Origin of the sequence: Pseudoalteromonas sp. NSLLW218, assembly GCF_015864775.1 — a bacterium.
In the GTDB taxonomy this organism is placed as follows: domain Bacteria; phylum Pseudomonadota; class Gammaproteobacteria; order Enterobacterales; family Alteromonadaceae; genus Pseudoalteromonas.
In genome coordinates this window covers 168,028-190,009 of record NZ_JADYWO010000006.1, presented here as the reverse complement: position 1 = coordinate 190,009, position 21,982 = coordinate 168,028, and the positions used below count along the sequence as shown (strand labels likewise).

Annotated in this window: 23 protein-coding genes; 10 read left to right on the top strand and 13 right to left on the bottom strand. The window is 40.1% G+C overall.

Annotated features, from left to right (window positions below; translation table 11 throughout):
- Positions 1 to 64 precede the first annotated feature (64 nt).
- The 3 genes from I6E80_RS11010 to rsmD form a co-directional block, all read right to left on the bottom strand.
- Positions 65 to 511 (bottom strand): GatB/YqeY domain-containing protein, encoded by a 447-nt coding sequence (locus I6E80_RS11010; protein ID WP_007586535.1) that lies wholly within the window; start codon positions 509 to 511, stop codon positions 65 to 67.
- Positions 512 to 530: 19 nt separating this feature from the next.
- Positions 531 to 746 carry a 30S ribosomal protein S21 gene (rpsU, locus tag I6E80_RS11005; protein ID WP_002957797.1) on the bottom strand — a complete coding sequence of 72 codons (216 nt, stop codon included), beginning with the start codon at positions 744 to 746 and terminating at the stop codon, positions 531 to 533.
- 145 nt (positions 747 to 891) lie between these two features.
- Positions 892 to 1,497 (bottom strand): 16S rRNA (guanine(966)-N(2))-methyltransferase RsmD, encoded by a 606-nt coding sequence (gene rsmD, locus I6E80_RS11000; RefSeq protein WP_024600154.1) that lies wholly within the window; start codon positions 1,495 to 1,497, stop codon positions 892 to 894.
- A gap of 207 nt (positions 1,498 to 1,704) precedes the next feature.
- On the opposite strand from rsmD, the gene ftsY reads away from it, so the two are divergent.
- The 4 genes from ftsY (at position 1,705) to rpoH (ending at position 6,802) form a co-directional block, all read left to right on the top strand.
- Positions 1,705 to 3,894 carry a signal recognition particle-docking protein FtsY gene (ftsY, locus tag I6E80_RS10995; RefSeq protein WP_076915779.1) on the top strand — a complete coding sequence of 730 codons (2,190 nt, stop codon included), beginning with the start codon at positions 1,705 to 1,707 and terminating at the stop codon, positions 3,892 to 3,894.
- 87 nt (positions 3,895 to 3,981) lie between these two features.
- Positions 3,982 to 4,659, top strand: coding sequence for a cell division ATP-binding protein FtsE (gene ftsE, locus I6E80_RS10990; protein WP_007582842.1), 678 nt, complete (start codon positions 3,982 to 3,984; stop codon positions 4,657 to 4,659).
- Complete coding sequence (ftsX, locus tag I6E80_RS10985; protein ID WP_197185551.1) at positions 4,656 to 5,642, top strand: permease-like cell division protein FtsX; 987 nt, start codon at positions 4,656 to 4,658, stop codon at positions 5,640 to 5,642. The genes ftsE and ftsX overlap by 4 nt, the downstream gene beginning before the upstream one ends.
- Positions 5,643 to 5,938: 296 nt before the next feature.
- Positions 5,939 to 6,802, top strand: coding sequence for an RNA polymerase sigma factor RpoH (gene rpoH, locus I6E80_RS10980; RefSeq protein ID WP_024600152.1), 864 nt, complete (start codon positions 5,939 to 5,941; stop codon positions 6,800 to 6,802).
- Between the two features lie 162 nt (positions 6,803 to 6,964).
- Here the strand turns inward: rpoH and I6E80_RS10975 are convergent, their stop codons facing one another.
- From I6E80_RS10975 to gpmM, 4 genes are read right to left on the bottom strand one after another with little or no spacing between them, the layout of a single operon-like run.
- A complete protein-coding gene (locus I6E80_RS10975) occupies positions 6,965 to 7,726 on the bottom strand; it encodes a divergent polysaccharide deacetylase family protein (RefSeq protein WP_170072341.1) in 762 nt (253 codons plus the stop codon).
- 50 nt (positions 7,727 to 7,776) lie between these two features.
- Complete coding sequence (locus tag I6E80_RS10970) at positions 7,777 to 9,042, bottom strand: S41 family peptidase (protein ID WP_197185550.1); 1,266 nt, start codon at positions 9,040 to 9,042, stop codon at positions 7,777 to 7,779.
- Between the two features lie 34 nt (positions 9,043 to 9,076).
- Positions 9,077 to 10,216, bottom strand: a complete 1,140-nt coding sequence (locus I6E80_RS10965; RefSeq protein WP_024600149.1) for a murein hydrolase activator EnvC — start codon at positions 10,214 to 10,216, stop codon at positions 9,077 to 9,079.
- Positions 10,217 to 10,219: 3 nt separating this feature from the next.
- Positions 10,220 to 11,764, bottom strand: coding sequence for a 2,3-bisphosphoglycerate-independent phosphoglycerate mutase (gene gpmM / locus I6E80_RS10960; protein WP_197185549.1), 1,545 nt, complete (start codon positions 11,762 to 11,764; stop codon positions 10,220 to 10,222).
- 547 nt (positions 11,765 to 12,311) lie between these two features.
- On the opposite strand from gpmM, the gene I6E80_RS10955 reads away from it, so the two are divergent.
- The 4 genes from I6E80_RS10955 to gpsA are packed head-to-tail and all read left to right on the top strand — an operon-like array spanning position 12,312 to position 14,563.
- Positions 12,312 to 12,743: a rhodanese-like domain-containing protein gene (locus I6E80_RS10955; protein ID WP_002957784.1), complete on the top strand. Its 432-nt coding sequence runs from the start codon at positions 12,312 to 12,314 to the stop codon at positions 12,741 to 12,743.
- Between the two features lie 31 nt (positions 12,744 to 12,774).
- Positions 12,775 to 13,032 (top strand): glutaredoxin 3, encoded by a 258-nt coding sequence (gene grxC / locus I6E80_RS10950; protein ID WP_024600147.1) that lies wholly within the window; start codon positions 12,775 to 12,777, stop codon positions 13,030 to 13,032.
- A 34-nt stretch (positions 13,033 to 13,066) separates the two neighbouring features.
- Entirely contained in the window at positions 13,067 to 13,552 is a 486-nt protein-coding gene (secB, locus tag I6E80_RS10945) for a protein-export chaperone SecB (RefSeq protein WP_024600146.1), read from the top strand.
- 3 nt (positions 13,553 to 13,555) lie between these two features.
- Positions 13,556 to 14,563 (top strand): NAD(P)H-dependent glycerol-3-phosphate dehydrogenase, encoded by a 1,008-nt coding sequence (gpsA, locus tag I6E80_RS10940; protein WP_024600145.1) that lies wholly within the window; start codon positions 13,556 to 13,558, stop codon positions 14,561 to 14,563.
- A gap of 68 nt (positions 14,564 to 14,631) precedes the next feature.
- On the opposite strand, the gene trmL is transcribed toward gpsA, so the two are convergent.
- Complete coding sequence (trmL, locus tag I6E80_RS10935) at positions 14,632 to 15,096, bottom strand: tRNA (uridine(34)/cytosine(34)/5-carboxymethylaminomethyluridine(34)-2'-O)-methyltransferase TrmL (protein WP_024600144.1); 465 nt, start codon at positions 15,094 to 15,096, stop codon at positions 14,632 to 14,634.
- Positions 15,097 to 15,255: 159 nt separating this feature from the next.
- Between trmL and I6E80_RS10930 the strand changes: the two genes are divergently transcribed.
- Positions 15,256 to 16,122, top strand: coding sequence for a cation diffusion facilitator family transporter (locus I6E80_RS10930; RefSeq protein ID WP_197185603.1), 867 nt, complete (start codon positions 15,256 to 15,258; stop codon positions 16,120 to 16,122).
- Here I6E80_RS10930 and I6E80_RS10925 read toward each other — a convergent pair.
- The 3 genes from I6E80_RS10925 to I6E80_RS10915 are packed head-to-tail and all read right to left on the bottom strand — an operon-like array spanning position 16,082 to position 19,115.
- Complete coding sequence (locus tag I6E80_RS10925) at positions 16,082 to 17,029, bottom strand: alpha/beta fold hydrolase (RefSeq protein ID WP_197185548.1); 948 nt, start codon at positions 17,027 to 17,029, stop codon at positions 16,082 to 16,084. The two genes, I6E80_RS10930 and I6E80_RS10925, sit on opposite strands and share 41 nt — an antisense overlap.
- Before the next feature lie 3 nt (positions 17,030 to 17,032).
- Positions 17,033 to 18,448 carry an ATP-binding protein gene (locus I6E80_RS10920; protein WP_197185547.1) on the bottom strand — a complete coding sequence of 472 codons (1,416 nt, stop codon included), beginning with the start codon at positions 18,446 to 18,448 and terminating at the stop codon, positions 17,033 to 17,035.
- Positions 18,426 to 19,115, bottom strand: coding sequence for a response regulator (locus I6E80_RS10915; RefSeq protein ID WP_024600142.1), 690 nt, complete (start codon positions 19,113 to 19,115; stop codon positions 18,426 to 18,428). Before I6E80_RS10915 ends, I6E80_RS10920 begins: the two co-directional genes overlap by 23 nt.
- Before the next feature lie 177 nt (positions 19,116 to 19,292).
- On the opposite strand from I6E80_RS10915, the gene I6E80_RS10910 reads away from it, so the two are divergent.
- Complete coding sequence (locus I6E80_RS10910) at positions 19,293 to 19,781, top strand: Spy/CpxP family protein refolding chaperone (protein ID WP_076925027.1); 489 nt, start codon at positions 19,293 to 19,295, stop codon at positions 19,779 to 19,781.
- Between the two features lie 74 nt (positions 19,782 to 19,855).
- Here I6E80_RS10910 and yacG read toward each other — a convergent pair whose 3' ends face one another.
- Both yacG and pilB read right to left on the bottom strand, forming a co-directional pair.
- The gene (gene yacG / locus I6E80_RS10905; RefSeq protein WP_076925028.1) at positions 19,856 to 20,086 is read right to left on the bottom strand and encodes a DNA gyrase inhibitor YacG; all 231 of its coding nucleotides are present in this window, start codon (positions 20,084 to 20,086) and stop codon (positions 19,856 to 19,858) included.
- A gap of 114 nt (positions 20,087 to 20,200) precedes the next feature.
- On the bottom strand, positions 20,201 to 21,877 hold the full coding sequence (gene pilB / locus I6E80_RS10900) for a type IV-A pilus assembly ATPase PilB (protein WP_076925029.1): 1,677 nt from the start codon (positions 21,875 to 21,877) through the stop codon (positions 20,201 to 20,203).
- Positions 21,878 to 21,982: the final 105 nt, after the last annotated feature.

The window sequence follows — 21,982 nt, the reverse complement described above, 5'->3', positions numbered from 1 at the left end:
AAAACAAAGAAACCGAGCGCAAGGCTCGGTTCACTTCAATCATACTTTAATGTATGTGGGAGTATTAGGCAGTTAATCGTTGCTTAATTAAACCAGAGATTTTGCCCATATCGGCACGACCTTCGGCTTTGCTTTTGATTATACCCATTACTTTACCCATGTCTTGCATACCTGCTGCGTTAGTATCAGCAATAGCCGCATCAATGAGAGCAATGATTTCTTCTTCACTCAATTTTTGAGGTAAGAAAGTTTCAAGTGCTACTATTTCATTGGCTTCAATATCAGCTAAATCATCACGCCCAGCATCTTTGTACTGAGTGTAAGAGTCACGACGTTGTTTAACAAGCTTCACTATAACGGAGGTAATACCTGCGTCGTCTAGTTCTATGCGCTCGTCAATTTCACGTTGCTTGATTGCAGCAAGTACCATACGAATAGGGTTAAGACGTTGTTTGTCTTTAGCTCTCATCGCATCTTTTTGCGCATCTTTTAGCGTTATTAAAAGGCTCATTTATACAAGACCTAATATATTAGTATAATTTAACGCGACGTGCGTTATCACGAGAAAGTTTTTTCATGTGACGTTTTACTGCAGCAGCTTTTTTACGCTTACGCTCAGCTGTTGGTTTTTCATAGTGCTCGCGACGACGAACTTCTGAAAGGATTCCTGCTTTTTCACATGAACGCTTGAAGCGACGAAGTGCTACGTCAAACGGTTCGTTCTCTCTTACTTTAATTACTGGCATTAAAAATTCACCTACCTAAATTATGAGCGTTGCTCAAGTTGATCAAACATTGATCAAGTGGTTCAAAAATGGTGCGGTATTGTAATCCGAAGCAACACCACATGTAAAGGACAATATTAACAGAAACGCATCATGTAAAACAGTATTAATTTACTTGGCGCTGGTAGAGTTTGCAAAACACTTGGCCTGCCTTTTTTTCTTTAATTAACAACCAGTTGCTTGGGTTGTTAAAGGTGGTTAACTCTGTTTCGACTTCAACATAAATTAATGCATCATCGCTTAACCATTGGTTTTTTTCTAATAAATCACAGGTCGTTTGCGCTAAATCTTTACGAAATGGTGGGTCAACAAATACAAGATTAAACGCTTCGTTTGTGTTTTTTTGCTCTAAAAAGGAGAGTGAATTAGTATGTTTAACGTATGCGTTGTCGAGCTTTAAAGTGCTAATGTTTAGTTCTAATTGCTTGGCAGCTGACGAGTCGAGCTCGATAAATGTGGCGTTTTTGGCAAATCGAGATAGCGCTTCAAATCCTAACCCACCAGAACCTGCAAAACAATCAAGTACATTTGTGTCACGCGTATCTTGCATTAGCCAATTAAATACAGTTTCTTTAATTCGATCGGTAGTAGGTCTTAAGCCTTCTACATTTTTAACAGGGAGTTTTCGGCCTCGAAATTGGCCACTAATCACTCTAATAAAGCCATCACTGGGCTTGTTAGTAGCTTTATTTTGCGTTGTTTTTTTTCTCATTTAGCTCACTAAAAAATGGTATATGGTATCTAGCTCAGATAATATTATGCGTGATTACGCGTAGCTTCATTTTTCAACCGTATTAAAAGTGTTACTATTGAACACTTACGTTTTGAATGGTTGTATTTATTAGCAACTATTGCTGGGCATTGCCAAGCTATTTCAAATTTTAGTTTATCAGATTTTTATAAGTGGTTATTAGCAAGTATGACAAAAAAAAGTAAATTCATGTCGTGGCTCGGTTTTGGCAAGTCAGATAAAAAAGAAGCAGAGCAAAAAGCAGCCGCTGATAAACAACAAGCATTAGCGCAAGAAGAAGCGCAGAAGCTAGAGCAAGAAAAGCTTGCACAGCAGGCTGAAACTGAACGTTTACAAGCAGAAGCCGAAACAGAGCGCTTAGAGCAGGAGCGTATTGCTGCTGAACAAATTGAAGCGAAACGTCTAGAGCAAGAAAAGCTAGCACAGGAGCAAGCTGAACGTTTAAAAGCAGAGGCCGAAACAGAGCGCTTAGAGCAGGAGCGTATTGCTTCTGAACAAATTGAAGCAAAACGTTTAGAGCAAGAGCGTGCTGAAAACGCAGAAAAGGTTGCAATTGAGCAGGCCAATGCTGAATTACTTGCAAAACAACAAGCTGATGCAGAAGCGCAAAGACAAGAACATGCACAACGTTTAGCCGATCAAGAAACGCAGATGCTGTTAGAGCAAGAGCGATTGGCTGCAGAAAAAGTAGAGGCTGAGCGACTAGAGCAAATACGCCTTGAAAAAAAGGATGAAGCTGTAAAGGCTGAAAAGCTTGCAATAGAGCAAGCGAATGCTGAGTTACTAGCAAAAGAACAAGCGGATGCTGAAGCACAAAGACAAGAACAAGCAAAACGTTTAGCAGAACAAGAAGCGCAAATGCGTTTAGAGCAAGAGCGCATTGCTGCTGAAAAAGTTGAAAATGAACGTTTGGAACAAGAACGCATTACTGCTGAAAAAGCAGAAAATGAACGTTTAGAGCAAGAGCGCATTGCTTTAGAAAAAGCAGAAAACGAGCGTTTAGAGCAAGAGCGCATTGCTTTAGAAAAAGCAGAGAATGAGCGTTTAGAGCAAGAGCGCATTGCTTTAGAAAAAGCAGAAAATGAACGTTTAGAACAAGAACGAATTGCTGCTGAAAAAGCAGAAAATGAACGTTTAGAGCAAGAGCGCATTGCTTTAGAAAAAGCAGAGAATGAGCGTTTAGAGCAAGAGCGATTGGCTGCGGAAAAAGCAGAGAATGAGCGTTTAGAGCAAGAGCGATTGGCTGCGGAAAAAGCAGAGAATGAACGTTTAGAGCAAGAGCGTATTGCTGCTGAACAAGCAGAAAACGAACGCTTAGAGCAAGAGCGTATTACTGCAGAAGAAGCAGAAAATGAGCGTTTAGAACAAGAACGTATTACAGCAGAACTTGCAATTGAAGAAGCTAAAAAAGCAGAAAAGCCGAAAAAAGAAGGGTTTTTCTCTCGTCTTAAAAAGGGCTTGTTAAAAACTCGCGTTAATATAGGTTCTGGTTTTGCGTCTATTTTTAGTGGTAAAAAAATAGATGACGAATTATTTGAAGATCTTGAAACGCAGCTGCTCACCGCCGATTTAGGCGTTGACACTACCATGAAGTTGATTGATAGCCTGACTGATGCTGCGAACCGTAAGCAGTTAAAAGATGGTGATGCGCTTTATGAGTTAATGAAACAAGAAATGGCTGCGATGCTAAAAACAGCTGAACAGCCTTTAGTAATTACCGAAGATAAAAAGCCGTTTGTTATTTTAATGGTGGGTGTAAATGGCGTTGGTAAAACAACGACTATAGGTAAGATGGCTAAGCAATTTCAAAACGAAGGTAAGTCGGTTATGCTGGCCGCTGGTGATACGTTTAGAGCGGCTGCAGTTGAGCAACTTCAGGTTTGGGGCGAACGTAACAGCATTCCTGTTATTGCCCAACATACAGGTGCAGATAGTGCGTCGGTTGTCTTTGATGCATTCCAAGCTGCAAAAGCCCGTAATATAGATGTGTTAATTGCTGATACAGCAGGGCGCCTGCAAAATAAAGATAACTTAATGCAAGAGCTTGAAAAAATAGCTCGCGTAATGAAAAAGATTGATCCCGATGCGCCGCACGAAGTCATGCTAACCATTGATGCTGGTACAGGTCAAAATGCAATTAGCCAAGTGAACTTATTTAATCAATGCGTTGGTCTAACTGGTATTACGCTTTCAAAACTAGATGGAACTGCAAAAGGTGGTGTTATTTTTGCGGTTGCAGATAAGTTTAATATTCCAATTCGTTACATTGGTGTTGGTGAAGGTATTGATGATTTACGCGCTTTTAAAAGCGATGACTTTATTGATGCGTTATTTAGCCAAGATGAGGACGACGTTTAATTTACCAAAAAAGGGAGCTTGCTCCCTTTTTAATTGCGAGGAATACCAATTTTATTAGTAAATTAATTGAATTGGCATAATAAAAAGATGATAAATTTTCAGCAAGTAAGTAAGACTTATCCTGGAGGGCACCGCGCCCTCGAAAAAGTTAATTTTCATGTTAAACCGGGTGAACTTGCCTTTTTAACCGGTCACAGTGGTGCGGGTAAAAGTACGTTGCTTAAGTTAATTAGCTTAATGGAACGTCCATCGGCAGGCAGTGTATTTATCAACGGTGTTGATTTAAATAAAGTAAACTCGCGTCAAATTCCTTATGCTCGCCGTGATATTGGTATTATTTTTCAAAACCACCGTTTACTAGAGCGCTATACTATTTTTGATAACGTGGCGCTGCCTCTTATTATTGAGGGTACTCACCATAAGCAAATAGCTAAACGTGTTCATGGTGCGCTTGATAAAGTAGGCCTGATAGACAAAATAAAATGTCATCCGTCGATGCTCTCTGGAGGCGAGCAGCAACGTGTTGGTATTGCCAGAGCAATAGTGAACTCCCCGCCAATTTTGTTAGCCGATGAACCTACAGGTAACCTTGATCCTGAGCTTTCAATGGAAATACTAAAGCTGTTTGAAGACTTCAATAAACACGGCACCACTGTTCTTATAGCTACGCATGACTTAGGTTTGGTTGCACGTATGAAGTACCGCAGTCTAACCTTAAAAGATGGTCGTATGCTTCAAGATCCGCTCGCTGAGGGAGCACTATGAGTTTACTTTTTAAAAGTCGTCAAAATAGTAACGACAAGCAAAAAAAATCAGTATTCGCTGGCGGTTATTTTTTCATTATTAATATTTTTCGCCAAGGTGTTCATAGCTTAGGTGAAATGTGGCGTACGCCGCTTGCGTCTATGATGACTATTGCTGTACTAGGTTTGAGCCTAACGTTACCTGCAACACTTTATCTTGTCGTTAAAAACGTACAGCAAGTAAGTAGTGGTTTTGAGGAAGCGAGTGAAATATCGTTGTTTGTAAAAGAAAGTATGAACGAGCAAGAAACGCAAACATTAGTAAAGCGCTTAGCGTTATATCCAGAGGTTGAAAGTGTTGAGTTTATTTCAAAACAAAAAGCACTTACTGAGTTTAAAGACGTATCTGGATTTGGACAGGCCTTAGAATATTTAGATAAGAACCCATTACCAGATGTGGTACTGGTTACGCCAACAAAACGTCACAGACACCCAAATGCTGCTAAAGTACTGTTAACTAAATTAGAAAGTGAACGTGAAGTTGATTTTGGTAAGCTCGATATAGCGTGGTTAGAGCGTTTAAATGCATTACTAGATTTACTGAAAGAAAGCGTAATAACCATCGCATTATTACTGCTTACCTCAGTGACGCTTATTATTGGTAACACTATTCGTTTGTCGATCATGGATAAAAAAGAAGAAATACAAGTCATGAAGCTAGTTGGCGCAACTAACACCTTTATACATGCCCCATTTTTATGGACGGGCATTTGGTATGGTGTAATAGGTGGTTTGTTTGCCTTTATATGCGTAGGACTAATGATGTGGTGGCTTTCAAGCGCTGTGAGCAGTGTAGCAGGGGTATACCAAACAAGCTTTTCGTTAATTGGATTATCGCTTAATGAGCTTGGCTTTTTAGTGTTACTTGCAACAAGTTTAGGATTTGTAGGCTCTTACCTTTCTGTAAATCGATATATTAAAGAAATAGAACCCGATAAAGTATAAGTGAACCAACTCAGTTCGATGTGCGTATGGTATCGGACTGGGTTGTACCTCCTGTTATTAAAACTGTCATATTTGTGTACTATTCTCCCATAAAGTAATGAGTTGTAAATAAGGTGATACAGCGAGGTTAACCCGCTGCAATCCCTCAATTCATCACTTATTCAGTCGCTTGTAGTAGACTAAACCCATACTAAAAAACTGCTTGATTTATACTTTTAAAAAGTTTTAAATTGGGGTTAGCACTCTTAAAGAAAGAGTGCTAAGATAGTTTCAAATGTTTATCACCGAGGTGAAAAATGAGTAAAGATTTATACGCAATGGCACTTACAGTCGGACAACAAAGCGCAAGCATGGACGGTTACCTTCAAGCGGTAAGCACTATCCCTATGCTTAAAGTTGAACAAGAGCAAGAACTTGCTAAAAGGCTTCAGGATGAAGGCGATCTTAGTGCTGCCAAGCAACTCATTATGTCGCATTTACGCTTTGTAGCACATATTGCTAAAAGCTACTCGGGATACGGCTTGCCACAAGCTGACCTTATTCAAGAAGGTAATATAGGCCTGATGAAAGCGGTTAAACGTTTCGATCCTACAGTGGGTGTACGTTTAGTATCGTTTGCAGTGCATTGGATTAAAGCCGAGATTCACGAGTTTGTGCTTAAAAACTGGCGCATAGTTAAAGTTGCAACCACTAAAGCGCAACGTAAATTGTTTTTCAATCTTCGTAAAAACAAAAAGCGTTTAGGTTGGTTTAATCAAGCTGAGGTAAGCACCGTTGCTAGCGAGCTAGGTGTGAGTGAAAAAGAAGTACGTGAAATGGAATCGCGCATGAGCGGCCAAGACATGGGCTTTGACCTAACTGGCGATGATAACGACGACGCACCAACTAGCACTTACTCTCCAGTACAGTATTTAACAGATGGTGCAGCTGACTTAGCTGACGACGTTGAACAACAACAGTGGAAAGAGCAAGCGCATACTCGTTTATTTAGTGCACTTAAAACACTAGACGAGCGTTCACAAGATATTGTTAGCGCACGTTGGTTGTCGGATGATAAAGCGACTCTTCAAGAGCTTGCACAAAAGTACAGTGTATCTGCTGAACGTGTTCGCCAGCTTGAAAAAACAGCGATGAAAAAATTACAAAGCGCTATGAGCTAAACACAGTTCAAGCTGCAAAATTTAAAAAGCCCTGCGTGAAAATGCGGGGCTTTTTGCTTTCGCGTAGGTTGGTTTGAGCGAAGCGAAACCCAACGATAAAATATCTTTTCAAGCAATATGCATATTGAACGGTTAGTTTGTAATTCTTGTATGAAAGCTATATTACCTAGCACTAATCTCTTTTCCCTCAGCCTGCGCCAACTGAATGTATTTACGCTCAACGAGCTGCGAAACCGGCACGAGTTCAAAGCCTTGCTCTGTTAACTGTGGCAACGCTTCACGTAAGAAATCAATGGTTTCAGGGTAGGGGTGTGCAATTGCAATCGCAAAACTCTGGGTTGTGGCGAGTTGTTTTAATTCTTCAAGCCTCAGCTGGAGTTGTTCTGATGTAGTTATATTGTCTAAGAACACTTGGCGGCTAATATTAGCAACACCTAAAAAGTTAGCAGCATTTTGTGCTTGGCTTAAGTCGGTTGTACGGCTATCTAAAAAATATAAATGGCGCTTTTTAAGCACTTCCATTGTCCACTTCATAGCTTGGCTTTTTTGTGTAAGCGCTGACCCCATGTGGTTATTAACGCCCTTTACTTGCGGTAAACTAGCGAGAGCTGTTCCAAGAGTTTGCTGAAGCTGCTCTTTATTCATATTTAAAGTAAGCGCGCCAGGTCCGAGTTCTTTACCGTTAAGTGCCTGCATAGGCACATGGAGTAATAACTCTTTATTTGATTGACTGGCAAGCGTTGCAAAAATTTGCGAATAAGGGGTATGAGGCAAAATTGAATACGACAATTGCCCTGGTAAGGAAAGGAACTCTAAGTCCCGTTGATGATAGCCTATATCGTCTATCACTATCGCTATTTGTTTGGCGCTAATTGTTGCTGAGCTAAAACAAATAGCTAATATTAGCCATTTTATTATTTTCACGTTTATAGTTTTTATTATCTTTTTAGCTTTGTTTATACAGCTTGTACAAGCTATTGCATGCTGAGTAATTGTTTTGCTTTAACTAATTGTAAATCTGCTAAGTTACCAGTAAGTAATTGCGCGCTAATGTTAGTGTGTTCATTTTTTATTATAACGGCTTTATTACTTTGTGAAAGGTTTGTTTGATTAACAGCCACATCTGGGGTTATTCCTATTCCATCAATCGATTTACCTAATGGCGTAAAATATTTGGCTGTGGTGAGCTTTAATGCAGTGTTGCCATCACCTAGCGGAATGAGCGATTGTACAGAACCCTTCCCAAAAGATTGACTGCCTACAACAGTTGCTCGTTTATTATCTTTGAGTGCTGCTGCAAGTATTTCGGCTGCAGAGGCTGAATTTTCGTTTATAAGCACAACAATGGGGGCATTTTTTAGAATGTCTCCACGCTTTGCATAAAATGCTTGGTTGGCATCGTAAAAACGTCCTTTAGTTGTCACTATAGTGCCACTTTGTAAAAATAGGTCTGATACTGCCACAGCGCTTTGTAATGTACCCCCAGGGTTATCGCGTAAATCAATCACTAAGCCTTTAAGTGGATAGCCAAAGTGGCTTTGCAGGGCAGCAACTTGCAGAGCAACCTCATGCAATGTGTGGTTAGAAAAATTATTGATAGCTATATAACCAGTTCCAAAATCTAGAAGTTCGCTTGTTACGCTTTCGAGGTTTATTTGGCGGCGTGCAACATGAAACGTGATAGGGCTTTTATTGTTATCACGATTTATAATTAGGTCTATATTTGAAAATTTACTGTCTCTTATTAGTGTTGCTACTTCATCGATTGTACGATTTTGGACTGCGTGGTTGTTTACACTTACAATAATATCGTCTGGTAAAATCCCCGCCGCTTTTGCGGGAGAGTTATTAACCACATTAACAATAGTCATATTCTCGTCGATATTTTTAACCTCAATACCAATACCTGTGTAGCGGCCATTTGTGTTATCAAATAATGAGGTTAGTTCGTGCTCATTTAAGTACTTAGAGTAAGAGTCGAGCTTTGAATATAAACGCTCAAATTGCTGGTTATTATATTTAATGTGGTGGCTATTTTGTAAGGTGAGATCTTCAACGTAGTAGGCATGAATGTTAAAGAGTATTTCGTCTATTTGTTGTCTTTTAAGATCTTTAATCGAGCTTGCTAGTGTGTCACTAGTAAAGGCAATTAAGGTTAGTAATACGAGTAAATACAGACTTATATAAAAGCCTGTATTTTTTTGAACAATGGTAGTTACTACAGTTTTTTTAGTTGTCATCAGCTGCTCCAGAGCGGTGCAGCGATTAATTTAATTAAATGCGTTTGCACCATTTGATAGGATTTACTGCGCGTCCTTTGTGGCGTATTTCAAAGTATAGACCAGAACTAGCTTGTCCGCCGCTTTGGCCAACTAAAGCAAGTGTTTCGCCTTCGCGTACCATGTCGCCTACATCTCTTAGCAATGTTTGAGCGTGGCCATATAGGCTCATAAAGCCCTCACCATGATCTACAACAATTACCCAACCATAGCCTTTTAGCCAATCGGCAAATACAACTTGACCATTATGTACGCTATTAATATTAGTGCCTTCTTTTGCACCAATTAATACGCCTTTCCAATCAATACCACCATGTTTACGTTGGCCAAAAGTGTGCTCTAACTTGCCTTTGCTCGGCCAGTCTAATTTACCTTTATTTTTATTTAGGCCCAGTAATTCAATTTTTTGTGTTTTTTCTTTTTCGAGCTCTTCTATCGTTGCTACCAAAGTTTGTTGGTTTTCTTTTAAATAATTTATTGAGCTTTTAGTGCTGTTGAGCTGAGCTTGTAAGTTTTTAAGATTTGCTTGGCGTTCACTTTGTGCATTAACTAAAGCGGTTTGGCGTCTTTTTTGCTCATCAAATAAAAGTTCTAGTTTTTCTTGTGTTTTAACAAGCTCTTTTTGGTTTTGTACTATTTGCTGTTGAAGGTCTTTTAGATCTTCGATTTGTTCAATACGAGCTTTATTTAAGTAGTTGTAATAACTAAGTGTGCGCTCAAATTTAGCAGTGTCTTCTTGGTTTAACAGCATTTTAGAATAGTCGTCGCCACCGGCCATATAGGCGCTTTTGAGCTGCGCGGCTAAAACTTTCTGAAATTGTGCATGCTTTTTATCGAGCTCATCGGCTTTATTTTGTAACTCTTTTTGCTGTGTTTTAGTTTCTTTTACTGATTGCTCAGCCATGTTAAGTGCTTTAGCATTTTTAGCTATATCGAGTTCATGGCTTTTGAGGTTTTTTTGTAGTGACGCTATTTTTTTTCTTTGCGCGTTATATTCAGCCTGGCTTTGCTCAAGTGCATTTTGAACTTCTGATAAGTCTTTTTTAGTACGATCTTCATTAGCAACTGCAGATGCAGTCACTAATGAAGTTAGTATTAAACCGCACTTAATTAACCGGTTAATACGTCTATTCATGTGTTATTTCAACATCATGATAGGCGTACCAGTCATTTCGCTTGGTTGCTCCATGCCCATTAAGTGAAGCATTGTAGGGGCTACATCGCTTAATGCCTTACCTTGCATAGGCTCTGCATCGCGACCAACATAAATAAAATGTACAGGTTCACTAGTGTGAGCTGTATGCGCTTGGCCTGTTTTAAGATCAGCCATTTGCTCAGCATTACCATGATCAGCTGTTATTAGTGCTTCACCACCAAACTCTTCAAGTGCATCAACAACACGTCCGATACAGCTATCTACAGCTTCACAAGCTTTAACAGCAGCTTCAAATACACCTGAGTGACCAACCATATCGCCATTAGGGTAGTTACAAATAATAGCATCGTATTTACCGCTTTTAATTGCTGCTACTAGCTTGTCGGTTAGCATTTCTGAGTTCATTTCAGGCTGTAGGTCGTAGGTTGCTACCTGCGGCGAAGGAATTAGCTCGCGTGTTTCGCCTTCAAATTCACTTTCACGTCCACCACTAAAGAAAAATGTAACGTGTGCGTACTTTTCGGTTTCTGAAATGCGAAGCTGTGTTTTGTTATTTTTTTCAAACCACTCACCAAGTACGTTTACTAACGGTGTTGAACCAAAGGCAATAGGTGCATCTATATCAGCTGCGTATTCTGTCATCATCACAAATGCGGTAAGATTTGGGGATCTTTTTCTTGGGAATCCATCAAAATCAGGCTCAACAAAAGCGCGAGTAATTTCGCGGGCTCTGTCTGCTCTAAAGTTGGCAAAAATTAGCGTGTCGCCATCGTTTATTGAAGCAGGAGCGGCGCCTGCTGGTGTAATAGTTGTAGCGGCAACAAACTCGTCGTTTTCGTCTCGCTCGTAAGCTGCGTTAAGTGCCTCTACGCCGTTATCAAAATTAAAGTCACCTTCAGCTAATGCAATTACGTTGTAAGCTTTTTCTACGCGGTTCCAACGATTGTCTCTGTCCATTGCGTAGTAACGGCCAACAAGTGACGCTAAACGACCACATTTAAGTTCGCTAAATAACTTTTCAATACGTTCGATTGACGCTTTAGCACTACGTGGAGGTGTATCGCGGCCATCTAAAAAGCCGTGAAAGTAAACTTCTTTAGCGCCACGTTTTGCAGCAAGTTTTATGCTAGCAACTATATGGTCTTCATGGCTATGTACGCCACCTGGGCTTAAAAGACCCATTATGTGGACTGCTTTACCTGCTTTTACGGCTTTATCTATATTTTCAACTAAGGCTGGTGTTGAATCAAATTCGCCATCGTTAATAGCTTTTGTGATACGGGTGAAATCTTGATAAACAATGCGACCAGCACCTAAATTTACATGGCCAACTTCTGAGTTACCCATTTGACCATCAGGAAGACCTACATCTAAACCCGAAGCTGATATTAATGTGTGTGGGCGAGTGGCCCATAAATTGTCTAATACCGGTGTGTTAGCTGCAAGAATGGCGTTACTTTGCGTATCTTCGCGGTGCCCCCAACCGTCTAAAATCATTAATACCAGTGGTTTTTTATGCTCTGTCATAATAGCTCCTGAAAATTAGTATCTGTTGATGAATACTGTGCACCTAAAAAGGTTTATTAGCGTGGTTTTAGCATACCGTGTTTTTAAGCTAGGATCAGCATTGAAAACAAGATATTAAATTTTTTCACTTACTACTATATATGGGGGGGGCTTTATCATTTTTAAACGCCTCTAAGTGCTCCTAAACTCGCATTTCAGGTTGGTTTGGGTATACTTGCGTGGCTAAAGTACAAAATCCTTAAAATATTAGGGCGTGTTGCACTTTGGTGGTTGAATTTGCAGCAGTATGTTTGGTTTTTAGGCAAGGCAGAGCCTATGAAGTGTGGTTACTCCCCATAAATAGGCGATAACGTAGCATAAATACCAAACATACGCTGCCCGTTGGGTTCTTTCTAGGGACTATTACCTCTTTGTTGCTCGGTTTTTACTTAGCCCACTAGGTTACAAATCTCGCGCCGCGATTTAATCGCCCCTAGATTGAACAAATTTCAATCCACAAAGGCCAACATGCCCTAGGTTTAAAACATAATTTCATAGTGGAAGTAGAATGGATCAATATATTGAATTTATTACAAATCATCCCATTTTAAGCCTTGCTTGGGTTGGTATTGTTTTCCTTATTGTTAGTGGCTGGATAAAGAGTAAGCTTTCAGCTGTTCGTCAAATAAATCCTCAGCAGCTTACGTTACTTATTAACCGTGATGACGGTCAAGTAATCGATATACGTGCGCAAAAAGAGTTTAATGCAGGGCGTATTTCTGGTGCTGAGCATTTGAGCCCAGAGAATGCGAAAAAATCTGACTTTTCAAGCCTTGAAAAGTACAAGACTAAACCCATTATAGTTGTATGTACTACAGGTATGACTGCCCAAGGTACTGCAGCCGCTATGAGTAAAGCTGGTTTTGAACGAGTTTACTTATTAGCAGGTGGCATGGGTGCGTGGCAATCTGCCAGCTTACCAACTACAACAGGTCGCTAATCAGTTTAGCTAGGCCGATAGAGGATTTATTATGAGTAATGTTGTTTTATACACCAAGGCGTATTGTCCATTTTGTCAGCGTGCTCTTTCGCTTTTAAATAGCAAAGGCGTTGAATACACTAATTATGATATTGGTGTACAGCCTGAACTACGCGCTGAAATGATTGCTAAAGCCGGTGGCGCAAGCACAGTACCGCAAATTTTTATTAATGATGAACATATCGGTGGCTGCGACGACATGATGGCTATTGAAGCGCAAGGTAAACTTGACGCTAAGTTAAACGCTTAATTTAATTATAATAACGAACAAGTTAGGAATAACAATGAACGAAGAAAATCAAAACGCAGCCGCTGCACAAGACGGCGCACAATTTACTATTCAACGTATTTACACTAAAGATGTATCGTTTGAAACGCCAAATTCTCCGGCCATTTTTCAAAAAGAGTGGACGCCAGAAGTTAAGCTGGACCTAGATACACGTTCAAACAAGCTGGACGAAGGTGTATTTGAAGTTGTTTTAGCGCTAACTGTAACTGCGTCTATTGGTGAAGAAACTGCGTTCTTATGTGAAATTCAACAAGCGGGTATTTTTACTATTGCTGAAGTTGAAGAAGTGCAGCTTGCACATATGCTTGGTGCATTTTGTCCTAACGTGTTGTTCCCATATGCACGCGAAGCTGTTTCAAACCTTGTTAACCGTGGTACTTTCCCACAGCTTAACCTTGCGCCAGTTAATTTTGACGCATTGTTTGCACAATACATGCAACAACGTACTGCGCAAGCTGACCAGGTTACAGCAGACGCATAACCTATGAGTACAGCAACTACAGCTGTTACTGTATTAGGGGCGGGGTCTTACGGCACCGCCCTTGCTATTTGTTTAGCCCGAAATGGTCACAACGTGACACTTTGGGGACGAAATAGCGACGACGTTGCCACGCTTGCAGCTGAGCGGAAAAATCAACGTTACTTACCTGATGCTCCTTTCCCAGACACTCTGACTCTTGACGCTAACTTACAACATGCCGTTGCTAGCAGCGCTATTGTACTTGTTGTTGTGCCAAGTCATGCTTTTGGCGACACACTTGCCCAGATAAAACCTGCACTGCAAGAAGGCGCTAAAGTTGCTTGGGCCACAAAAGGCCTTGAGCCTAATACAGGCCGTTTATTACAAGAAGTTGCTTTGCAAGAATTAGGTGATGATATTCCACTTGCGGTACTGTCGGGTCCTACGTTTGCAAAAGAAATGGCGATGGGTTCACCTACAGCTATTTCTGTGTCTTCTACGTCACCTGAATTTGCTCAGCAACTCGCTGATTTACTTCATTGTGGTCGCTCATTCCGTGTGTATAACAATGATGATTTTATTGGTATACAGCTCGGTGGTGCGGTTAAGAATGTAATTGCCATTGGTGCCGGTATTTCGGACGGTGTTGGTTTTGGCGCTAATGCGCGTACCGCGCTTATAACCCGAGGCCTTGCAGAGCTTACTCGTTTAGGTTGCGCTCTTGGTGCTAAGCCAGAAACCTTTATGGGAATGGCAGGCCTTGGCGATTTAATACTAACGTGTACAGATAACCAATCACGTAATCGTCGATTTGGTTTAGCGCTGGGTAAAGGCGAAAGCGTCGATGCTGCTATTGAGTCAATTGGTCAAGTAGTTGAAGGCTTTAGAAATACCAAAGAAGTGTATTTATTAGCACAACGTAGCGGTGTAGAAATGCCGATTACCGAGCAAATTTATAAAGTGCTTTATGAAAATAAAGATATGAAAGAAGCTGCAATGGCGCTGTTAGGTCGAGAGCAACGTTCTGAATAACTTTATAAGCGTTTATAAAACTAAAAAACCGACGTTACGTCGGTTTTTTGTTGTTTGGTACAAGGTGTTTATTGCGCGTTAGGAAAACCCAACTGGCGCCACGACTCGTAAACAAACACGGCTACTGCGTTTGATAAGTTCATGCTGCGGCTATTGGCTTGCATAGGAATACGCACACGCTGCTCTTTTGGTAATGCTTGGATCATATCATCAGGTAAGCCGCGGGTTTCAGGTCCAAATACTAAGCAGTCGCCGGCTTCGTAGTTAGCTTCATGATGGAATTGGCTACCTTTGGTTGTACATGCATATACTTTTTTAGGCTTGCACTTCTCAAGATAATCTTCAAAAGAAGCATGGCGTTGAACATGGCTAAATTCGTGGTAATCAAGGCCCGCACGCTTTACTCGTTTGTCGTCCCATTCAAAACCTAACGGCTCAATTAAATGTAGTGCATAGCCGGTATTGGCACATAGGCGAATAATATTACCAGTGTTTGGCGGTATTTCAGGTTGGTATAAAACAATATCCAGCATAGTGAACCTTTAAATAATCTGTAGTTTAACGATTTTCAGTATACACGAAACCCTTCAAAAAAATGATATACTCACACTATTGAGTACTCCTAATTATCGGATTAAAACGTGCATAACCGTAGCTACGAATTTTGGGTTAAAACTTCCAGCATTGTTACCATGGTAATGGTTAGTTTAATGATTGGCGCAAAAACTTGGGCGTGGCTTGCTTCGGGTTCGGCCTCAATGCTTGGCTCGTTAACTGATTCGTTAATGGATATAACAGCCACCGCCATGAGTTTTTTGGTGTTAGGCTACGCACTGCGCCCAGCAGATGATGACCATAGGTTTGGGCACGGTAAAGCTGAAGCACTTGCTGGACTTGGGCAAGCCGCGTTTATTGCGGGCTCAGGTTGCCTACTTGCTTTTCATGGTATTGAGCGATTATTTAACCCTATACAGTTAAGCCATTCTTTATTAGGTGTGTGGGTAAGTATTTTTGCTATTGCGTGTACGCTCGTCATTGTATTTGTACAAAACAAGGTGGTTAAGTATACCGATTCAATTGCTATAAAAGCCGACTCAGTACATTACAAAGGTGATTTAATATTAAATGCCGCTGTGCTATTAGCTATTTTGTTAGCTTATTATGGTGTGTTGTATGCCGATCCTGTTTTTGCGATAGGTGTTGCCGGTTACTTACTTTATAACAGCTGGGATATTGCTCGCGATAGTGCCGATCATCTAATGGATAAAGAGCTGCCGGACGATGAAAAGCAAAGCATATTTGATATAGCCAGAGCCCATGCTGATGTGCATGGCGTGCATGATATTCGTACGCGCCAAGGCGGAAAAGTTAAGTTTATCCAAATGCACTTAGAGCTTGATGATCATTTAAGTTTGATTCGCGCGCACAATGTGGCTGATGAAGTAGAATCAATGCTTAGCGAGCGCTTTGAGTCTGAGGTAGATATACTGATCCACCTCGACCCTTTGTCGGTACTTGTTAAGCCGTCACCGACTCACAAAACTGATACAAGCTCTTAAGCAATGGCTGGCGTATTTCATCACGTTCAAAAAACAGCTCGTGTTTAGCGCCTTCAAAGCTTTTAAGTACTGTATTTGCATGTCTGTTTGCTAATTTGTATTGGGCATTGTTATCAACCACTTCGTCGTTTTGCGCACTGGCAATATAAAGTGGAATAGTCACGCTCAAGTTATCAACCGAAGTTATAAATACAAACGTCGCATTTAGCCAGCCGTAAGTAACACCGCCGAGCTGTAGTAATGGCTCTTCTTGATATGTTTGCCTAAATAGCTCGTAACGCACTGGACTGCTGGTTAATACATTTGTAGCAAACTCATCGGGTATGTAATCGGTTTGCCCTAGTGCGTAGTTGTCTTTTTGACCCAAAAGGGTCGCGGTACTTGCTATCAATTTAGCTAAAGGTTTTGGTGTGTTTTTTGTGTAAATATCAAGCATAGGCGCTGATAAAAACGCGCCACTAAAATTGTGTTCAAAATGCGCAAGGTAATCAAAAGCAATAGCGCCGCCCATTGAATGACTCACTAATATTTTTTTGCCCGGCCAATAAGTATCGACAATTTGTGTATTAAATAAGTTTAGATCGGCACTGTAATCTTTAAATTCATTAACATGGCCTTTATGCTTATTTAGTAGATGGCGATAAGAGCGGCCTTGTCCTTGGTGGTCGACTATGAATATGGCAAAATTATTATTATAAAGCTCCCATAACAGCTCTTTATATTTATCTAACCCTTCAAGGCGTCCCGAGCTTATTACAATGGCAGTTTTAGCTTTATCAGGTATGGCATAAGCATAAAATAATTGCCCGTTAGGCGTATCTAAATAAGCTTTAATTAGCGTGTTTTTATAAAAGTTATTAATTGTTATTTGATTACTTTTAAGCTCACGCTCACTACTATAAAACATGCTTTACTCTTTTATTAATGGCAAGGTTATATTAGCACACAAGCCACCTTGTTCTTTATTTGATAATACTAAACTGCCGCCATGCGCAGTAATAGCATTTTTAGCAATCGCTAGACCTAAACCCGTGCCACCACTTACGCGGTCGCGCGCATCTGATTGCCTAAAAAAGGGCTCGCAAAGCTTGCCCAGTTGCTCATTTGGCACACCAGAGCCATCATCACATATTTCTATATAAATGGCATCAGCATGCTTTAGAGTAATGCTAATAGTATTATTTGCGTATTTAATAGCGTTGCGTAATAGGTTTTCAAGTGCGCTGGCAATAAGGCTTTCGTCGCAATTAATATTTACGTCTACAGCGCCCACTATATTTAGCTGCTTATTATTTTGTTTTGCTTCAAACTGCGCATCGTTAATAACGTGATCTACAATTATTTGTAATGATTGTTTTTGCAGTGAAAGCGCTTGGCTTTTTGCTTCTAAGCGAGAAACTTGCAGCACGTCTGCAATCATTTTATCGAGCTGGTTTGCTTCTTTTTCTATGCGTAATAAATACGATTGGCTAGCATCGTTAGCTTGCATTTGTGCAAGTCCGGTAGCCATTTTTAAACGTGTAAGGGGCGATCGTAACTCATGTGATATGTCGGCTAACAAGCGTTTTTGTGAGCTAATTAAAAGCTCTAACTGATTAGCCATGCTGTTAAAATCTCGCCCTAGTATTCCTAGCTCATCTTTACGGTTTACAGAAATATCGGCCCTTGCACTTAAGTTACCCGCAGATAATTTAATAGCTGCTTTTTTAAGGCTATTTATAGGGGCTATTAAATTACGGCTAAATACAAAACTTAAAATGAGAGATGCAACAATTGCGATGACTATTTTCATCCAGTTAGGCATTAGCTTAAAGCGCATTATTAGCGGCGGTTGATGGTTAATATCTATTTCATAAAGATAAAAACTTCCTTCAGGCACTTTTATATTAACAGGGCCGAAGGCTTGGTATTTTTCAGTGAAAATAATTTGCGGTGACATGTTTTGAGTAAAGTTTAATAAACTTAAGTCGATGCTCTCTGGCACTTCTTTATTACTAAGTGAGTCATCGGATTGTGCTGCGCTTAAATATAAAAGTTTACGCTTTGATAGGCGAGGGTGAACTAATACTTCGCTTAGGGTGCGCTTATGTTTAACAGCAGAACGCTCAATGCTTTTAGCGGTATATATCAGGTTTTTTTTCATCGGCCCATAAAGTGGCTCGTTAGATACCGCATTAATAGCGGTAATATTACTTAAAAATATGAGCGCTGCTACGGTGCCGATTATAGTTAACCAAAACCAAATAAATATTTTAAAAAATAGGTAGTGCCCAGGGTGCTTTAACCAAGCAAAGTAAGTGCTTTTATTCGCCTTGGATAAAGACATAACCTGTACCTCGCATTGTTTTAATTCGCTCGCCTGGAATATGCTCCGCAATTTTTTTACGGATATTACTTACATGCATATCGATAGAGCGATCAAAAGAAGCTAAACGCCTGCCTAGCACTTCTTCGCTAATTTGCTCTTTACTAACAACTTCGCCTGCATTTTTACACAATAGCGTGAGTATTTCGTACTCTGTACCGGTAAGGGTTAGTGTAGAGCTGTCTATTGAGGCCTCTCGCGCTGCAAGGTTAACAGTAATACCATTAACGAGTAACTTACTCGTTGTAGCTGCATTTAAGCTATTAATGTGCTCTATACGGCGTGTTATCGCTTTTACGCGGGCTAGTAATTCACGATGATTAAAAGGCTTTGGAATATAATCGTCAGCGCCTAGCTCTAAACCAAAAATACGGTCAAAGTCTTCACCTTTTGCAGTAAGCATTATTACAGGGGTGAGCTTTGTTTGCCTAAGTTGTTTAAGCACTTCAAAGCCATCAAGCGTTGGTAGCATTACATCAAGCAGTATAAGTGCGTAGTCGTTTGCTTGTGCTAGTTTAAGGCCCTGCTCACCGTCGTGTACGCTTTGTATTTCAAAGCCTTGAGCAGTTAAATATTCACTTAATAGCTCACAAAGGCCCGTATCGTCATCAATCATTAATAGTTTCATTTACAAACCCTTAGAGTTGTTTATAGCGTTATTTTACCCGCTAAATAGTGCAAAGGTGAATCTTTACACAACCTTTACACTGCTTTGCGTTACTTTGCGTTGAGTTAGGTATAGTTAACTCACTGGCTTAGCAGCCACAATCGCTCAACCAACCAATTCAATATTAAGGTAATGATTATGACTAAAGTAAACACACTATCAAAATTAGTACTTATTTGTGGCTTAGCAACAGCAACTCTTGGCGCTGGTAGCGTATTAGCTAAAGGCGACGGGCATAAGCAAGGCCATTCTCAAGCTCGTTTTTTACTTTCTGATCGCGGCGTTGAAAAATTAAGCCTAACAGATGAACAGCAAACTAAGCTAAAAGCTATTTTTGAAGCACAAAAAACACAAATGAAAGCATTACGCGGCGACGATAAAGAAGCCCGTAAAGCAATGCGTGAAGCGCACAAAGCAAAAATGGATGCATTACTTTCGGCGGCAACATTTGACGAAAATGCAGCTAAAGAGCTGTTAAACGAACGCCGCGAAAAAGGTGAGCAATTTGGTTTAATTAAACTAAAAACGCAGCACCAAGTAATGCAAGTTCTTAACGCTGAGCAAAAAGAGAAGTTTGCTAAAATGCAAAAGCGTATGAATAAAAAGCATCGTAAGCAAAAAGACTAATCGTTCAATTATATTGAACACTAAAAAGCCAGCATCGCGCTGGCTTTTGTGCTTTTAAATGAAAAGTTCAGCGTTTATTTAAAAAAGTCATCTTCATTTTTAGCCAGCATAGCTTCAATATCTTCAATCATGTCTTGGCTAAACTCTTCTGCTGAGGTGATTGGCGCAGAAATTTTATTATTTTCAAACGACCATTCACCCAAATCAATTAGCTGACAGCGCTTGGAGCAAAAAGGGCGAAATGGGCTTTGCTCTGACCATTCAACTTTAGTTTTGCAGGTCGGGCAGTTTACAACAGTAGGCATAATTTACTCTTTACAATCTTTTTCTGCATTTTACATTACTTAGATATGAGTCTCTAGGTATAAGTAAGGCTCTGAGTTTAGTGTTCAGAACCTTGTCACTTTTACTATGGACCTTTAAAAATTAGTCACGCGATTAATTTCAGCAAGGGATGTAAGACCATCGGCTGCTTTGCGTAAACCTGATAAACGTAAATTATTAAAACCGGCTTTAAGTGATACGTCTGCTATTTCAAGCGAGTTACCACCGCGCATAATAATTTGGGCAATTTCAGGGGTAATTTGCATTACTTCGTAAATACCCACTCGGCCTTTATAACCATCGGTACAGCTATCACACCCTTTAGGTGTATATAATGTCATTTCTTCAATTTGCTCGGAACTAAACCCCTGGCGAGTCAGTTCTTCACTCGGAAGTTGTTCCGGCGTTTTACACTTGGGGCACAAACGACGTGCTAAACGTTGGGCTATTATTAAGCTAATCGAACTTGCTACGTTATAAGCCGGCACACCCATATTTAATAAACGGGTGATTGTTTCTGGTGCTGAGTTTGTATGCAATGTTGATAAAACCAAGTGACCTGTTTGCGCCGCTTTTATTGATATTTCTGCGGTTTCTAGGTCACGTATTTCACCTACCATAACTACATCAGGATCTTGACGTAAAAATGCACGCAATGCGTTGGCAAAAGTCATATCGGCTTTAATATTAATTTGTACTTGGTTTACACCTTCAAGGTTAATCTCAACCGGATCTTCCGCAGTACTAATATTGCGCTCTGGCTGATTTAATATATTTAAACCTGTGTATAGCGATACTGTTTTACCAGAACCCGTTGGCCCTGTTACCAATATCATCCCTTGAGGCTGAGCAAGTGCATCCATGTAGAGCTTTTTCTGCTCAGGCTCATAGCCTAATACATCAATGCCTAACATAGCGCTTGATGAATCAAGGATACGCATTACTATTTTTTCACCCCACAAGGTAGGCATGGTACTTACACGAAAGTCGATACTTTTGCGTTCAGTAATTTTTAGTTTTATACGACCATCTTGTGGTTTGCGTTTTTCGGCAATATCGAGTCGCGACATAACCTTAATACGCGCAGAAAGCTTGGTTGCTAATGTATTAGGTGGGCTTGCCACTTCATGCAAAATGCCGTCAATACGAAAACGAATACGGTACTTGTGCTCATACGGTTCAAAGTGTAAATCAGAGGCGCCTTTTTTAATGGCATCCATTAAAATTTTGTTGATGTAAACGATGATAGGCGCATCATCTTTATCGTCATCTTGTGGTGCTGTATCTCTTTGGCTTTCTGAATCTAAATCAGCAAATTCCTGAAACTCGTCATCAGTTAGATTTAAGCTACCAGTGGCATCTAGTAACTGCTCAATTTTGTTATCGAGTTGAATATAATCAACAACAACAATTTCGCATGAAAGACCGGTACTAAACTCAAAGTTTTCGAATGCGCCGTAATCTGTTGGGTCTGATGCTGCTATATAAACTTTTCGATCTTTTTGAACAAGCGGCAAAATGTGATGTTTACGTATGAGTTTTTCTTTTACGAGATCTGCTGGGATTCTTGTGGGATCAAAATCTTTTAAATCAAAATAAGGTACGCGAAACAAATCAATACATTGTTCAGCTAAATCTTTACTATCGATTTTTCCACATTTAGAAATAAGCTCAGCTGTTGAGGCAAATTCATTTTGTTTGTTTTTAACCGTGTCGGCATCAATGCGGCCAAGGGTTATAAATTTTCTCAATAACGGTGAGTTAATATTCATTGCGCACCTGTTTTATTCCTTCAATAGTTAGCAATTTATCAGAAAAAAGAAGGTGATTACATCACCTTTCATTCTTTGTTGTGATTTTACTAACTAAAATACGAG

Excerpts from the sequence above, each read along its gene's own strand:
- gpmM (WP_197185549.1), bottom strand. The coding sequence starts at position 11,764 with ATGACAGAGCATAAAAAACCACTGGTATTAATGATTTTAGACGGTTGG.
- I6E80_RS10910 (WP_076925027.1), top strand. The coding sequence starts at position 19,293 with ATGACTAAAGTAAACACACTATCAAAATTAGTACTTATTTGTGGCTTA.
- rsmD (WP_024600154.1), bottom strand. The coding sequence starts at position 1,497 with ATGAGAAAAAAAACAACGCAAAATAAAGCTACTAACAAGCCCAGTGAT.
- secB (WP_024600146.1), top strand. The coding sequence starts at position 13,067 with ATGAACGAAGAAAATCAAAACGCAGCCGCTGCACAAGACGGCGCACAA.
- I6E80_RS10965 (WP_024600149.1), bottom strand. The coding sequence starts at position 10,216 with ATGAATAGACGTATTAACCGGTTAATTAAGTGCGGTTTAATACTAACT.
- I6E80_RS11010 (WP_007586535.1), bottom strand. The coding sequence starts at position 511 with ATGAGCCTTTTAATAACGCTAAAAGATGCGCAAAAAGATGCGATGAGA.
- ftsE (WP_007582842.1), top strand. The coding sequence starts at position 3,982 with ATGATAAATTTTCAGCAAGTAAGTAAGACTTATCCTGGAGGGCACCGC.
- I6E80_RS10970 (WP_197185550.1), bottom strand. The coding sequence starts at position 9,042 with ATGACAACTAAAAAAACTGTAGTAACTACCATTGTTCAAAAAAATACA.
- I6E80_RS10920 (WP_197185547.1), bottom strand. The coding sequence starts at position 18,448 with ATGTCTTTATCCAAGGCGAATAAAAGCACTTACTTTGCTTGGTTAAAG.
- grxC (WP_024600147.1), top strand. The coding sequence starts at position 12,775 with ATGAGTAATGTTGTTTTATACACCAAGGCGTATTGTCCATTTTGTCAG.
- I6E80_RS10930 (WP_197185603.1), top strand. The coding sequence starts at position 15,256 with ATGGTAATGGTTAGTTTAATGATTGGCGCAAAAACTTGGGCGTGGCTT.
- ftsY (WP_076915779.1), top strand. The coding sequence starts at position 1,705 with ATGACAAAAAAAAGTAAATTCATGTCGTGGCTCGGTTTTGGCAAGTCA.
- gpsA (WP_024600145.1), top strand. The coding sequence starts at position 13,556 with ATGAGTACAGCAACTACAGCTGTTACTGTATTAGGGGCGGGGTCTTAC.
- I6E80_RS10925 (WP_197185548.1), bottom strand. The coding sequence starts at position 17,029 with ATGTTTTATAGTAGTGAGCGTGAGCTTAAAAGTAATCAAATAACAATT.
- rpoH (WP_024600152.1), top strand. The coding sequence starts at position 5,939 with ATGAGTAAAGATTTATACGCAATGGCACTTACAGTCGGACAACAAAGC.
- ftsX (WP_197185551.1), top strand. The coding sequence starts at position 4,656 with ATGAGTTTACTTTTTAAAAGTCGTCAAAATAGTAACGACAAGCAAAAA.
- yacG (WP_076925028.1), bottom strand. The coding sequence starts at position 20,086 with ATGCCTACTGTTGTAAACTGCCCGACCTGCAAAACTAAAGTTGAATGG.
- I6E80_RS10915 (WP_024600142.1), bottom strand. The coding sequence starts at position 19,115 with ATGAAACTATTAATGATTGATGACGATACGGGCCTTTGTGAGCTATTA.
- rpsU (WP_002957797.1), bottom strand. The coding sequence starts at position 746 with ATGCCAGTAATTAAAGTAAGAGAGAACGAACCGTTTGACGTAGCACTT.
- I6E80_RS10955 (WP_002957784.1), top strand. The coding sequence starts at position 12,312 with ATGGATCAATATATTGAATTTATTACAAATCATCCCATTTTAAGCCTT.
- trmL (WP_024600144.1), bottom strand. The coding sequence starts at position 15,096 with ATGCTGGATATTGTTTTATACCAACCTGAAATACCGCCAAACACTGGT.
- pilB (WP_076925029.1), bottom strand. The coding sequence starts at position 21,877 with ATGAATATTAACTCACCGTTATTGAGAAAATTTATAACCCTTGGCCGC.